Origin of the sequence: Candidatus Kuenenia sp., assembly GCF_027493735.1 — a bacterium.
GTDB classification, from domain to species: domain Bacteria; phylum Planctomycetota; class Brocadiia; order Brocadiales; family Brocadiaceae; genus Kuenenia; species Kuenenia stuttgartiensis_A.
On the sequence record NZ_JAOSKF010000005.1, the window covers coordinates 1 to 14,605 of the forward strand.

General features: G+C 42.7%; 10 protein-coding genes and 2 tRNA genes. 6 read left to right on the forward strand and 6 right to left on the reverse strand.

Annotated elements, in window-relative coordinates; all coding sequences use genetic code 11:
* Nucleotides 1-184: 184 nt before the first annotated feature.
* Nucleotides 185-258: transfer RNA gene (locus tag M5U24_RS03870), tRNA-Ile, on the forward strand.
* Nucleotides 259-349: 91 nt separating this feature from the next.
* Here M5U24_RS03870 and M5U24_RS03875 read toward each other — a convergent pair.
* The gene (locus M5U24_RS03875) at nt 350-2,518 is read right to left on the reverse strand and encodes a tetratricopeptide repeat protein (RefSeq protein ID WP_099325410.1); all 2,169 of its coding nucleotides are present in this window, start codon (nt 2,516-2,518) and stop codon (nt 350-352) included.
* Between the two features lie 122 nt (nt 2,519-2,640).
* Between M5U24_RS03875 and M5U24_RS03880 the strand changes: the two genes are divergently transcribed.
* Nucleotides 2,641-3,435 carry an MBL fold metallo-hydrolase gene (locus tag M5U24_RS03880; RefSeq protein ID WP_099325409.1) on the forward strand — a complete coding sequence of 265 codons (795 nt, stop codon included), beginning with the start codon at nt 2,641-2,643 and terminating at the stop codon, nt 3,433-3,435.
* Between the two features lie 629 nt (nt 3,436-4,064).
* Nucleotides 4,065-5,504: a UDPGP type 1 family protein gene (locus M5U24_RS03885; protein ID WP_099325408.1), complete on the forward strand. Its 1,440-nt coding sequence runs from the start codon at nt 4,065-4,067 to the stop codon at nt 5,502-5,504.
* Nucleotides 5,505-5,604: 100 nt separating this feature from the next.
* Here the strand turns inward: M5U24_RS03885 and M5U24_RS03890 are convergent.
* A tRNA-Met gene (locus tag M5U24_RS03890) sits at nt 5,605-5,681 on the reverse strand.
* 261 nt (nt 5,682-5,942) lie between these two features.
* Here M5U24_RS03890 and amrB point away from each other — a divergent pair.
* Both amrB and M5U24_RS03900 read left to right on the forward strand, forming a co-directional pair.
* Entirely contained in the window at nt 5,943-6,746 is an 804-nt protein-coding gene (gene amrB, locus M5U24_RS03895) for an AmmeMemoRadiSam system protein B (RefSeq protein WP_099325407.1), read from the forward strand.
* Nucleotides 6,747-6,816: 70 nt separating this feature from the next.
* Nucleotides 6,817-7,791 carry a glycosyltransferase gene (locus M5U24_RS03900; RefSeq protein ID WP_298201634.1) on the forward strand — a complete coding sequence of 325 codons (975 nt, stop codon included), beginning with the start codon at nt 6,817-6,819 and terminating at the stop codon, nt 7,789-7,791.
* A gap of 196 nt (nt 7,792-7,987) precedes the next feature.
* Here the strand turns inward: M5U24_RS03900 and M5U24_RS03905 are convergent, their stop codons facing one another.
* On the reverse strand, nt 7,988-9,544 hold the full coding sequence (locus M5U24_RS03905; protein ID WP_099323647.1) for a hypothetical protein: 1,557 nt from the start codon (nt 9,542-9,544) through the stop codon (nt 7,988-7,990).
* 166 nt (nt 9,545-9,710) lie between these two features.
* On the opposite strand from M5U24_RS03905, the gene M5U24_RS03910 reads away from it, so the two are divergent.
* Nucleotides 9,711-11,828: a molybdopterin-dependent oxidoreductase gene (locus tag M5U24_RS03910; RefSeq protein WP_298201636.1), complete on the forward strand. Its 2,118-nt coding sequence runs from the start codon at nt 9,711-9,713 to the stop codon at nt 11,826-11,828.
* An 83-nt stretch (nt 11,829-11,911) separates the two neighbouring features.
* On the opposite strand, the gene M5U24_RS03915 is transcribed toward M5U24_RS03910, so the two are convergent.
* The 3 genes from M5U24_RS03915 to M5U24_RS03925 all read right to left on the reverse strand — a co-directional run bounded on the left by M5U24_RS03915 (nt 11,912) and on the right by M5U24_RS03925 (nt 14,579).
* The gene (locus tag M5U24_RS03915) at nt 11,912-13,174 is read right to left on the reverse strand and encodes a carboxypeptidase regulatory-like domain-containing protein (protein WP_099325405.1); all 1,263 of its coding nucleotides are present in this window, start codon (nt 13,172-13,174) and stop codon (nt 11,912-11,914) included.
* 2 nt (nt 13,175-13,176) lie between these two features.
* Entirely contained in the window at nt 13,177-13,713 is a 537-nt protein-coding gene (locus M5U24_RS03920; RefSeq protein ID WP_099325404.1) for a hypothetical protein, read from the reverse strand.
* Nucleotides 13,714-14,057: 344 nt separating this feature from the next.
* Complete coding sequence (locus M5U24_RS03925) at nt 14,058-14,579, reverse strand: peroxiredoxin (RefSeq protein ID WP_099325403.1); 522 nt, start codon at nt 14,577-14,579, stop codon at nt 14,058-14,060.
* Nucleotides 14,580-14,605: the final 26 nt, after the last annotated feature.

Consider the following 14,605-nt stretch of genomic DNA (forward strand, 5'->3'; position numbering starts at 1 on the left):
TTCAAAACGTGAAAATGTAGATATTTTTGCGACCGGAGATATTTTGTCCTTGACAAAAGCCTTCTAATGAGTGAACCCGCCAGGAGTCGTGTAATGTTTACGCTGAATAGTTACGATTTGTTTGACTATAAATTTGAAATTGAAATGGTAGTAATTTGTGGTATAATTCCAAACATCAATAAAGGGGCCCATAGCTCAGTTGGTTAGAGCAGCGGACTCATAATCCGCGTGTCCAAGGTTCGAATCCTTGTGGGCCCACTTTTACTTTCCAACCCATTCACAGTCTACAGTTTCCAGTCGGCAATCAGCAGTCTACAATCTGCAATTTGCCGACTGCCGGACTGCACGCTTACTCTCCCGACAGCTTAAAATACTCGATAACCTGCTTCATGTCCTCCCGCGCGGCCTGGCCGGGGTCTATTTTTAAGAGTTCCAGTAAATAACTTTTTGATTTTTCGGCATCCCGCTTATTGACAAGATACAAAAATACAAGCCTTTTATAAGCATTTACCTCACCGGGGTAACGAACAATCATATGTTGAAATACGTTTATCGCATCATCGGCCATACCCATCCTGTAGCAAAGATTGCCCAGCGCAAGGAGGGCATTAAAATTGTCCGGGTCTAACTGAACCGCCCTGCGGTATGCCTGAACAGCCCTTTCTCCCTCTTCCAGGTTTTCATAAGCAAAGCCAAGATTGTAATAACTCTGCGGCTGATTTTGGTTTAACGCAACCGCTTTTTCAAAATACTCAATAGCATCATGCATCTTCCCCCGCTTTGCATAGTTTACCCCTACATTATTTATGGCAAGGATATATTTGCTGTCGTACAGAAGGGATTCTCGAAACTCCTCAAGGGCTTCATCAAGCTTTTCCATTGAATTGTAAACACTGCCAAGCCCATTGTGCGCATGCGAATAATCCGGTTTTATCCTGAGCGCCTCAAGATATTCCTCCTTTGCCTTATCAAGCTGCCCCCGGTTGTAATAAATATTGCCTAGATTGTTGTGCGGCTGCGCGTAATATCTGTCAAGCCGGATTGCCTCTATGTATTCTGCCTCTGCCTTTTGTTCTAATCCCTGTTTCGTATATACTATGCCAAGATTGCTGTGTATGCTGGCGTCTTCAGCATTGCAGAGCAATGCGGCCTGATATTCCTTTTGGGCCCGTTCAATATTCCCCTTTTCCAAATAAACGTTTCCAAGATTGCAATGCGCACGATGGCTTTGCGGAGACCTTACCAGGGTCTTTGTCCACAATGAAAATTCATCCCGCCAGTCTCCGTTTTTCCTTATAATAGAAAAGCCATTGCTGCCTACCATAAAAATTATGATGACCAGTTGCACCACTTTTCTTAAAGGAATAGCACGGGAAGACAGCGTTGTATCGGTAATACGGTAGATAAGTATCCCCTTTACCACACAAAAGCCCATAACGGGAAGATACAGATATCTTTCCGCCATAATATTTCCGATAGGAACAATATTCATAACCGGCAGGAGCGTGATGAAAAACCAGGCCATCCAGCAGGCAAAGAAATGCCTCACTTTGCATAGTTTCGCAAGGATGACAAAAACGGCACATAAAAACAAGACGGAGAGAATGCCTGACCACTCCAGAGAAGATTTTACAAGGGGCACCACATAGTCCGCATTCAGGTTAAACGGAAAGAAAGACGCCTTGATATAGGATGCCAGCACCTTAAGCATCGTAAAAATATTCAGCCAGAATCCCCCAGGCTGATACTCCGCCTGCACTGCCGGATTTCTTAATACTACAAATCGTATCACGATGTAAAACAGTGAAACGGCAAAATATCCAATATAAATACCTTTAAGCCTTCGCAAAATGCCTTGCCGCATGCCTTGGCCTGAAAAGATAACAAATAAGAATAAAATAGCCGGCAGGGTTATGGCCATTTCTTTTGAAAAAAGCGCAAGAAAATACGTAAGGAGAGAGAGGCAATAATACATGATAAAACGTCTTTTCTCCCCATTGCTTTCAAACAGCAATGTGTCAGATTTTACAAAACAGATGAGAGAGATAAGCATAAATGTTGCAGAAAGAAGATCCTCGCGATATCCAATAGCATTTACTGTTTCCGTAAGAATCGGATGTGTGATAAAAAAAAGTGTGGAAAGCCACAGTATCTTTTTATTTTTTATCACCTGGCGGAAGAAAAGATAAAAAAGCGTGGTATTTACTGCATGTAATAAAACGTTTGTCAAATGAAAACCAAAAGGGTTGAGCTGCCAGAGGCTATAATCAACAAAATAAGAAAAGGTCACAAATGGCCGGTAACTCATCTCCCCTGAAATGATAAAATAATCTGCAGAAAACAATGCGGGAAAATACTTCCAGTCCTTGATAAAACCGTTGTCCACGATAACCTTGAAATCATCATAAACAAATTTCCCGTGAGTGGCATTTATATAAAGCAGAAGGGAAAAGACCGGTATTAAGACAAGAATACAGGAAAAAAGGGAGGTACGTTTTGAATTTGATTTGATGAACAAAAAAGGCGTTTCCTATCATTTAATAAAAATATATCAACATTACGCTACAAAAAACGTCTTCCTATAATATAATATGAAAATATCGGAAACAAAATATTTTTACAAACTCTCTTAAATATACTATGGAAACGACCATTCAAACAGATTTTATAAAATTCCTCGGTACGGCCGGGGCGAGGATTGTCGTATCGAAACAACTCCGCGCATCAGGGGGCATTTGGTATTCATTGCACGGTTTCAACGTTTTGGTAGATCCGGGTCCTGGATGCCTTGTAAGATGCCTTTCAAGCAGGCCAAAAATGGACCCGATGCAACTGGATGCAATTATCCTCTCCCACAGGCATCTGGATCATGCCGCAGATGTGAATGTTATGATTGAAGCAATGACTGAAGGAGGATTTAAGAAAAGAGGAACACTCTACGCCCCCGAAGATGCATTAACGGAAGATCCGGTTGTTTTCCACTATGTAAGAAACTATATCACTAAAATAATTATCATAAAGGAAGGCGGGCGTTATCAACTGTCAGACGGTGTCTACTTTGAAACACCACTTAAACATCAGCATCCAAGTGAAACATACGGCATTAATTTCATTACCCCTGAATATACCATTTCACACATCGTCGATACCCGTTACTTTCCGGATTTATTGAAGTGCTACAATGGCGACACATTGATTATCAACGTTGTCCGCTATAACGCTGACCGCGATACAAGAAAGTGGCTGTATCACCTGACAATAAGAGACGTCAGAGAAATAGTTACCACACTAAAACCAAAAACTACATTATTGAATCATTTTGGAATGACCATGCTCAAGGCTCACCCCCACAAGGTTGCCGAACAATTATCAGCGGAAACAGGACTCAACATTATAGCCGCAAGCGACGGGATGCGATTTAATTTAAAAAAGTAGGGGCTAAGCATCTGCCGGTTTGGGTAAGAACGCATTTATGAAGATTTATGGCAAATGCTTCGCCCCTACAACAGGCCTGAAGGACAGAAAGCATATCGCTACGCCAGGCGTGTTCAGGTTATAAACATGGACCCGCCTGAAAGATCCTCCATATTTCTTATAGAGTGGATGCAGGAGCTTCCAATGCAATTACATTCCCATAAAATATGAGGAGTTACCCCTTACTTTTGAGATAACAGAGTTCATTTGGCCCAGTCTGGGAAGCTAGGGAACGAACGTTTTGCTTTTTCAAAAGACTAAAGTGTTACTAAAATGTTACTTTTCCTTCATCTTTTTGCTTATACCTTTGAGGATAAAAAATAATAAATCATAAGCAGAAAAAATGAGGGAAAATAAATATTTTACATTTTAAAAAATAGCGTATAATAAAGTTCATTGTTTCATTGGTCTGTCGTTTTTGATTGCCGACAGGCATTATGAAACATACAAAACGTTTCGGTTCAGTCATGGACGACTTAATCAACCGGAAGGAGGGGCACTAAGCAGGGACACTAAATCCTGCGTTTTTCTCTTGTTTGCACCACCCTGAAAACTCACATGCAAAATGAAAATTCCTTTACTATTAAATTATGAATACCGTAAACAAAGACCATATTGAAAAAGCATATCCTGATTATAAACACCTTATAGAAAAGGCATTTCAAACTGGCCAGTCCCACATTTTTAGCTGGTGGAACGAGATTACTACTGCCGAAAAGCTGCATCTTTTGAAACAGATATCTTCAATAGATTTTACGCTTTTACAAAAACTTTTTCACGAAAGCTTTATTTCAGCTTCTGACATGTTTCAGAAAAATTTACAACCCCCACCGATTATTGGCATTCCGGAAAATATTACTGGAAAAAAAGCTGCTGAAAAGGCGAAACAGGTGGGGGAGGAGTCCTTGTGCAATGGAGAAATTGCCATCCTTACCGTTGCGGGAGGACAGGGAACACGGCTGGGAATCGATGGACCAAAGGGCATGCTCCCCATATCGCCAATCAACAAAAAAAGCATTTTTCAACTTCATGCCGAGAAAATACGCGCTCTTCAAACGAAATACAACGCAATGTTTCCCTGGTATATTATGACAAGCGAAACAAATGATCACGACACGCAGGAGTTTTTCCGTTCAAACAAATTCTTCGGGCTTGACCAACAACGGGTATATTTCTTTACCCAACGAATGATTCCCACAGTAGATATGAACGGAAAAATTTTGATGAATGCAAAGTCAAATATTGTAATGAGCCCGAACGGTCATGGGGGCACAATTATTGCGCTTCAGGAAAAAAGTATTATAAATGATATAAAAGAACGGGGGGTCAGGCACATCTTTTATCACCAGGTGGATAACGTGCTTATAAAAATGGCAGACCCTGTATTTATTGGCTATCATCTTATGGATGGCGCGGATGTGTCATCAAAGGTGGTTAAAAAACGCAGCCCTGATGAAAAAGTAGGAGTGATTGTTTCTCTTGACGGACACTTGCACGTGGTTGAGTATTCGGAACTGAGCCAGGAGGACAAATATGCAAAAAACAATGATGGCACTTTAAAATATAATGCAGGAAATATTGCGATTCACATATTCAGCATCGCCTTTCTTGAAAAGCTGTTTCAAATGGAAACCTACCTTCCGTATCATATCGCAATAAAAAAGGTTCCTTTTATTGATTTGAACGGCAATTTGATTACCCCGAAAGAAAATAACGCCATTAAATTTGAAACATTTATATTTGACGTTTTAAAGCACGTGAAAAATGGTGTACTTATGGAAGTTATCCGCAAGGAGGAATTTTCTCCGGTAAAAAATGCAGAAGGAGACGATTCTCCCGCAACAGCGCAACAAGACATGGTAAATATATTTGGCCAATGGTTGCGAAAGGCGGGGGTTGCCATCCCGAAGGATTCTAATGATAATGTAAAGGGACTTATTGAAATCAATCCCTGTTTTGCATTTAATGAGGAGGACTTAATAAAAAATGTGGATAAGGATTTGGAATTTAGAGGTTTTTTGAATCTTTAGTATTGAAATTTGAATATTGAACATTTTTCTTATTGCGTAACATGAGTTACACGGTTTTGGAAGTTAATGCTCAATGTTCCATCGCATAAGACCGGAAGTATGGTAGCGGCGGAGGGAATCGAACCCCCGACCTGCGGCTTATGAGTCCGCTGCTCTAACCATCTGAGCTACACCGCCATTTGTTTAGATTCTTCAAATCTGATTTGGGAAGGGTTGTTTAAGAAGAATTGTGGAACAGATGAATCGAAATGGTATTTATATAAAAAAGATAACATCTGTTATCATCGTTTTCAAGGAATTTTCTCTAATTATGGCAACTATTTAGCCAACCGGGGGAAAAGCAGTAACATACGTCATTGCCCCATAAAAGCTAACGTGTTTTTGATATTTTTTGTACAATTTATTTTTATTAACAACTAAATTTAATAGAGAAATAAAATGATACGTCAACCAGCAGTAGCGGGGTCTTTTTACAGCGGGGATAAAAGCCGGTTACAACATGAGATCGATACTTTTATCATCAAGGATTGTGAAAAACAATCTGCTCTGGGGGCAGTTTCTCCTCATGCGGGCTATATGTACTCCGGCAGTATTGCCGGAAGTTTATATTCGCACATTACGATACCGGATTTGGTAGTGATATTGTCACCAAATCATACCGGATATGGCAAGCCCTATTCAATTTGGCCAGGAGGTTCCTGGATAACCCCTTTTGGAGAGATAGCAGTAAATGAGGAAGCGGTGGATGAATTGGTTAATAGTTGCCACCTTATAGAAAGAGACAAGGAGGCTCATTTGTATGAACATGCTGCAGAGGTACAAATACCCTTTATTCAATATTTTAATCAGAAAACAGAGATAGTTGTAATGACCATAGCCTCCAGAAAAATTCAGGACTTGAAAACCATAGGGAAGTGCATGTCCCAGATGCTGCAGAAATTGCACCCCGATGCGCTCGTAGTGGCATCTTCCGATATGACGCATCACGAGCCGCAGGCGTCTGCAAACAAGAAAGATAACATTGCCATCAATGAAATTTTAGCGCTTAACGAAGACGGCTTATACAACAAGGTGCGCGAATTACGCATTTCCATGTGCGGAATATACCCTGCAGTGATTATGCTTACTTGCTCCAAAGAACGTGGCGCAAAAGAAGCAATACTCGTACGCTACGCAACGAGCGGGGACGTCACCGGCGATTATGATCAGGTGGTAGGGTATGCGGGAATTATCATTCGATAGCTTCTGGTTTTGAAGGGAAACGCTCGACCAAGCTCCGGCTTTGAAAATCATTCAGAGACGAAAATATTGTATGCCATTTTCCATATCAGTCATAATACCAACTTATAATGCTGAAAAAACAATCGGGCAATGCTTACATGCCCTGAAACAACAAAATTATCCATCCGCTTCATATGAAGTAATTTTGGTAGATGACGGTTCAAAAGATGCAACGGGTGAAATTGCAAGGACGTATGATATAAAATATCTCCGGCAGGAAAATAGCGGGCCTGCGACGGCAAGGAACAAGGGAGCAATAGTGGCAAAGGGAGAAATTATTTTATTTACCGACTCCGATTGTGTGCCGGAACCTGATTGGATAAGGGAAATGGCTGCGCCGTTCAACGATAAAAGCGTAATGGCGGTAAAAGGGGCATATAGGAACAGGCAGAAAAGTATTGTAGCCCGTTTCGCCCAGCTTGAGTTTGAAGAGCGGTTTGAAATGCTGAAAAAGGCTGCATCAATCGACATGGTTGACACGTATTCCGCGGGTTTTCGTAAAGATGCGTTTCTTCAGCTTGGAGGTTTTGATACGAGTTTTCCCGTTGCGAACAATGAAGATACGGAATTGTCGTACCGCATGTCAACGCTGGGATTTAAAATGGTATTCAATCCAAACGCCATTGTTTTTCATTTAGACCATCCCGCTTCGGTAAAAAGGTATGCAAGGCTTAAATTCTGGAGGGGGTACTGGCGGACGGTAGTATATAAAAAATTTCCCGGCAAGATGCTTAAAGATACCTACACCCCTCAAACATTAAAATTACAGATTCTTTTTCTGTTTTTATTCCTAATGAGCATTTCCTTTTCTGTTTTTTCCCCCACTGGCTTGTATGCGGCATTTGGCGCAGGTGCATTTTTCTTCCTACTATCCCTGCCTTTAATGATATTGGGCGTCAGAAAAGATTGCCTCGTTGGATTATGTGTTCCGTTTTTACTTGTCCTCAGGGCAGGTGCTCTGGGATTTGGAATGTTATGGGGAATGGTGCGAACACGGTTTTATTAAATTATAATTAAAATATGGTAACCACGGAATACACGGAAAAAAAGAATTTGGAAGAGGATGATGAGTGAGAATGGAGAAAATTTTGTTGGAAGAAGAATCGTATGCTAAATGAGGTTATATGAGAATGTATTGTAAAATAAATTTCCGTGTATTCCGTACTACTATCCATCAATTTCTTGTTTTTTATGCGTGTTTTTCATGCCGCCATTTCCGTAAGTGCTTTAATATCAAGGGCTGAAGCGGTCATCAGTGAACAAGAGAACTTCTGGCCTTTCTCCGTCAAAACATAGCGGTTGGCCCTCGGAACTTTGCGGATTAGACCGTGTGCCCGCAGCATCTTTATCCGTCGGGTCGTTCGTCCGGAATATTTCTTTTGCTGATCCTTGCCGGATTGTTCGGATTCCCGGTAAAGCCACTTACGCAAATCATGGTTGCGGAATCCATTTATCGCGTTTTCGCCTTTGGACAGGAACATCAGCATCTGGTAATCATCCTGCTGCCAGGGATTCAAACCTCGATACCTCTTGCCCTCTTTGACAACCTTGTTACAAGCGCTGCTCACCACTTCTTTCAGTTTCTCCTCTACCTGAGCCGCCGCCAAAGCATCCCCATAACGATCATTGCATTGTTGGCTCACCTCACACCGTCGATGAAGATCGCTTACGCCCTTACGCATCTTCTGCCATGACGCCGGTTTGCCTTCATCATCATTGGGACTCCGAAAGACCTTAAAGTCCCGCGTATTATTGATCGTTGTCTCAATACGCAAGAGACTACCGCTCTTGTTATACATCTTCACTGAATTATAATTCACACTGTGCTTGACCCGTATACCTTCATAGCGTCTTCGATAGTCGCTGATAACCTCATCAGGGGCAGCGCCTGCAAGGTTACGCCTACCCAAATACTTCATCACCGAAGAACTGTCGCAAACCCGCATCGCATGATGAACAAACGATGGAAACAACTCCTCCAATGCCTCAACCGATTTAAACATGATGTCCGTCGCCCACTCCGTCTCATCCGCAGACCAGTAATACTCCGGTTCCAACGGACGAAGAATCTGCGACAATGCCGGGCAACTGCCCAACGCAAGCCCGTTCAGCAGCTTCGCCCAGTCAGTCTTAAGCTGCTCATGGAGCAGAACCTGCGCAGCCGCAATATCCTCTATACGCACAAAACAGTTGCCGTCCTTAACATAATCAATACCTTGCTTCTGAAGTTGCCGCTCCAGCCAATGACGACCATTGAGACAAATGAAAATATTAAACGGCGCCCAACTCTGGATACGAACATGACCAAAACCAAACACTGGATCGTTAAAATAATGATACACAAAGACACACTTGCGGGGCGCCATTACCAACTCGAGCTTCTTGCTGGCCTTGTTGCCCTTGACCATCGGCGCAATACAAGGCTCTACCACACTCAACAGGCAGATGGAACCTTCCGTAATCCTCTTATCCGCCGCGATCTGGCGAGCCAACTTCTCCTTATCAACACCGCTGCTCATCAAATACCGCACCTCGATACCCAAATCTTTCGCCCGCGATTCACAACTGTCTCGCACCTGTGCCGTAAGCCCATTGACCCAACCGGAAAAATCCTTAAGCAGAATTCTCGCTTGGTTCATGAATGTTCCCATCCCACGCTCACTGGCCAACCACCGCAATGTCCCGCGAAAACGAATCCTGTCCAGACCGCTTATTGCACCCACGATCCTGTCTCGATATAATTCCATCAACTTATTCATAAGTAGTGTCCTCCAAATTGTCTGATTACTATTTACGAGGATACTACTATACTTTATAATAAACTAAAAATCACCTTTTTGGTTGCGGCCAAAGGCCGCGCTAGGTGTTCCGTGGTTTTACTCCTTTATTCCAACCTCTCCGGCTTGGAGGGTTATGGAGATAACATTGACAGACAATATCGAAAAAACCTATAAAAGTATCTGCAGAATCTGTCACGGCGGCTGCGGCGTCATTGTATCAGTCCAAAATGGCAAGGTGGTAAAGGTAAAGGGCGATCCGGCGTCACCGATGAACAAGGGCTGGATGTGCATTAAAGGAGTAATGACTCCCGAAATAGCAAATCATCCCGACCGATTAAGGACTCCCCTTTTACGTAAAGGCAAAAGAGGGGGCATGCAGTGGGAAAGCATTTCATGGGAAAGGGCGCTGGAAGAGATAGCCCGTAAACTGGACGCCTTGAAAAAAGAACACGGTGCGGAATCGATTGCACTGGGACAAGGAACGGGAAGACACCATTACATGCATGTCGTGCGGTTCGCAAATGCGCTGGGTACGCCTAACTGGTATGAACCTGGTTTAGCGCAGTGTTTTATCCCGAGAATTACAGTTAGCAATATTATGTATGGCGGTTTTGTTGTCGGGGATTACTATGGAGACGTACCGCCAAAATGTATTTTATTCTGGGGGCACAATCCACTGGTATCGGGGCCGGACGGTGAATTGGCAATTTCCGTCAAAAGGGCATTGGATAAGGGGGCAATCGGCATCGCCGTTGATCCCAGGAGATCGGAGACTGCAAAACGCTGCAAGCAATGGCTGCCTGTCAGACCAGGAACTGATGCTGCATTAGCACTGGCAATGATGCACGTTATTATAAAGGAAAATATTTATGATAAAGAATTTGTGGAGAAATGGACGCATGGGTTTTCTGAGCTTAGGGAACATGTAAAAGCGTTCACCCCTGAATGGGCGGAGACGATTACATGGGTAGCTGCATGTGACATCGTAAATGCTGCGCGGACATATGCCCTGAATAAACCTGCAATATTAGAATGGGGGCTGGGCATTGAACAGAACACAAACTCCCTGCAAACCGTCAGAAGCATTGCCATTTTACGCGCATTAACAGGCAACATCGACAACCCTGGCGGTGATATTATTGGTAAAAATATCATCCGCAGTTACCCTACCCTCAAAGAGAAATTACCGGAAGGCATGTTGAAAAAGCGCTTAGGGGCGGATACATTTAAACTCCTGGGTGGCTGGAGGGCGTTCATGCCGTCTGCGCACATCCCTGCATTATTTAAGGCAATGAGAACGTGCGATCCTTATCAAATAAGGGCGCTTCTTATCTTTGGAAACAACCCTTTGACTACAGTAGCAAATCCGGGAGAGGTATATGAAAGCTTGCAAAGGCTGGAACTATTGGTGGTTACTGATCTTTTTATGACGCCTACTGCTGCACTGGCGGATTATGTCCTTCCCGCGGCATTTTGGCCTGAAGTTGAACAGGTAATTGGATATCCCCTGGTGGTAGAAAACATGGTCATGGCTCAACAAAAAATCACGCAACACGCAGAATGCAGGCAGGACGAATGGATAATCAATGAACTCTCCAAACGGCTTCACCTGCCAGGAAGCGAAGAAAGCCTGGAAGACGTAATGAATTATCAATTGGAACCTCTGGGAATAGATTATCAGAAGTTAAAAACCTCAGGATTCTTTTATCCGCCGCATCAATACAAAAGGTATGAGGAAAAAGGGTTCAGAACTCCTTCGAAAAAGGTAGAACTTTATTCAAAATCATTACAGAGATTGGGGTACGATCCTCTGCCAACATACAAAGAACCCCCGGAAAGCCCGGTGCAATCGCCTGAACTGGTGGAACAATTTCCCTATGTGCTCATTACGGGATGCCGTAAGAAAGAATTTTTCCAGAGCGAACACAGACAGATACCCTCTCTGAGAAAAAGGAGGCCGCATCCCCAGGCAGAAATGCATCCGGAGGTTGCCGCAGAAAAGGGAATAAACCATGGTGATTGGGTCATTGTGAGTTCTCCGCGGGGAAGCATCCGTATGAAGGCGCAGGTAACGGAAGATATTCATCCACGGGTGATAAGCGTGGAACATGGATGGTGGTTTCCTGAAAAAGCGGGTCCGGAATTCGGTGTTTGGGAATCGAACGCCAACGTATTAACAAACAACAAACCCCCTTACGACCCCGCCTTTGGGTCTTATCAACTAAGAGGTTTGTTGTGCGCTATTGAAAAGGAAAAAACATGAGAAACAATCCTGAATAATTGTAACACTTTAGCTTTTTGAAAAATCTAAAGTGTTACAGAGAAAAACTTTGTCCTGGCGCTATCTTACTTCGTAAGGGCAATCTTTACTTTTGGTTTATCTTTCACACCGCCTACGCTAAACTTCACATCGGCTTTTCCTTTATCCTTCTTCGCCCTTATGGTGAACGTTGCCTGTCCACTTGCATCTGTTTTTGCGCTGAGAGGTTTTACGTTAATCATTTTCCTGTTAGCCGAAGAAAGCTTCCGTGTTACTTTCACGCCCTCTGCCGTACATCCATCATTATCAGTTACAATAATTGTAACTTCTTCGCTGCTGCCTTTTGAAAGAATCAAGGTATCCGGATCAACAGACGCAGACGTTGCCATAACCTCTAAAGTATCGGGGCATTCATATGGAGGCGGTGTTGGAACAACGACAGCCGACAGCGCAAAGTCAAGCGTGGCTGTTTCTCCCGCCGTTAACGTTACACCCGTTACTGTTTTCAAAGTGTATCCGGTAGCTAATGCAATGAACGTATAACTTCCGGCGGGGATATTATCAATCTGATAATATCCATCCGCACCTGTCGTAGCGGTGAACATCCCGGACTGATTACGCACCGTTGCTCCTGCTACTCTCAACCTTCTATCATTATCCGTTACAAACCCTGCCAGCGTACCGGTTGCTACGCCAGGCGTTGGCAATACCACAGGTGTCGGATTTTGACCTGATGTATTTGCAGGATACAAATAAGTAATCCCATCCATGTCGTCCTGATGCAGCGTCCTTTGGCTGGTATCTCCGGGAGAACCGTAGCCATACATAGTTTTTTCCGAATCGCTTTTATCATAGAGATCCTCCAGGCTGAGGGAATGGCCGAGTTCATGCGTGCCTACATTCTGCACGTCAAATTTATCTGACGAGCCGTCTGTACTCCAGGTATTTTTGGTGTTAAAACGTATATCGCTGTCAATCATCTCTCCAGACGTATAAAACCAGAAAGAATTTTGCCCCAATACCCCTTCATCCTTAATAACCCCAAAATCAATAATATTAATGCCATCCTGTTCTCCGTGACTATTTTTTGAGGTTGTTCCACCGTCTACGAAAGTAAAAGAAGAGGTGTCAACGTCTGTCCACGTCTGCATTGACGCCAATAGAGCGTCAAGGCTGCCGGAAGGACCGTCAGTAGTGTTGATAAGATACGTTACCGTATCTTTTTTCCATTTTATTTCTTTTCCACTGTTTGTGGTACTGACTTCAAATCCATATATTTTTAAACAGCAAAGATTTAATGCTATGATTACGATAAAGGGAATAATATAGTTCCATCTTGTTTTTGTCATAATTATTCGACTCCTTTTATCTTGTTTATGAGGGTTTCTACGGACACTTCATTGTCGATTACCTCTTTACCATCAATAACAGAGAAACCGCTTTTTCTCGCTATGCCCTGGTTGTCGATATGATATTTTCCCTGTGCCTTTCCGACGATGCGAAATACGTCTTCTTTCTGTTCCGCCTTTTTGCTTTTCACTGTTTTAAGGAATAAGAGTATTTTTTCTCCTTTGCTGAGAACAGCCATATCCGATATCCTTAGTCCTATGCCGTCCACTTCTCCCCCTTCATATTCAACGGTAATGGTGTTTTGAACGGCTTTACCGCGGATAACCTCACTTATCTTTATTGAGGCGGTGGTAAAAATAGTTTTTCTGTCACTGCTCCAGTACGATTGAACATCCTCAACAGTGCCCGTGATAACGGCATGCGATGATTTTGTGAGTTCTTCCGTACTGAGTCCGGTCATAACGGCATGTGCATGATTCGTGAAAACACAAATAGATAGTACGGCTGCGAGTACTGCGGCAAAAGATGTTTTTATCATAATTTCCTCCTGACAGGTTAAATATATTTTTTCGATATCTGCAAAAAAATCATAGCGACATCATACCTAATAATATTGGAGCGGTTATTCTGCATGAACATGCCAGGCAAAAGATATTTATCAGGTTACATTAACTATGAAATCCAAGGGTATCTCAGGCGACCATCAATAATCTTGAAAAGGTAAAAAAAGAGGCGTGATGTATGAGGAACGACAAAAGACTTTTCTTCGTGGTATTGAACATTATAGATAACGGAGCTTTCATCAAAAATCGTGCATTGAAAAATATTTGGCAACTATTCAACGCAATATATTTGCACTGAATAGTTGCCTTTAGATTTATATTAACCCTTACCCAAGGTCTTCTTTCCCGGTTTCCATTCAACCGGGCAAAGTTCTCCGGTCTGTAAAGCGTTAAGCACTCTCAGAATTTCTTCAACACTTCTTCCAACACCTAAATCGTGAACAAGTTGGTATTTTATTTTTCCTTCAGGATCAATAATAAATGTGCCCCTTAACGCAATACCTTTATCCTCAATCAACACTCCATATTTTCTAGAGACTTCTTTTGTGATATCACTGAGCAGCGGGTAATTAAGTTTACCAAGATCCTTAAGCCAGGCCTTGTGTGAGAATACGCTGTCAATGCTTACCCCGAATACCTGGGCATTGAGCGATTTAAAATCTCCGTCTTTCTTTGAAAATTCTGTTATTTCCGTTGGACAAATAAAGGTAAAATCCAAGGGATAGAAAAACAGCACCACCCACTTACCCTTATAATTATCCAGACTAAAATCCTCAAATTTTTCACCCACAACACCTTGCAGTGTAAAACAAGGCGCACATTGTCCTACTTGTATACCCATATTTCCCTCCATTCTTTAATATGAAA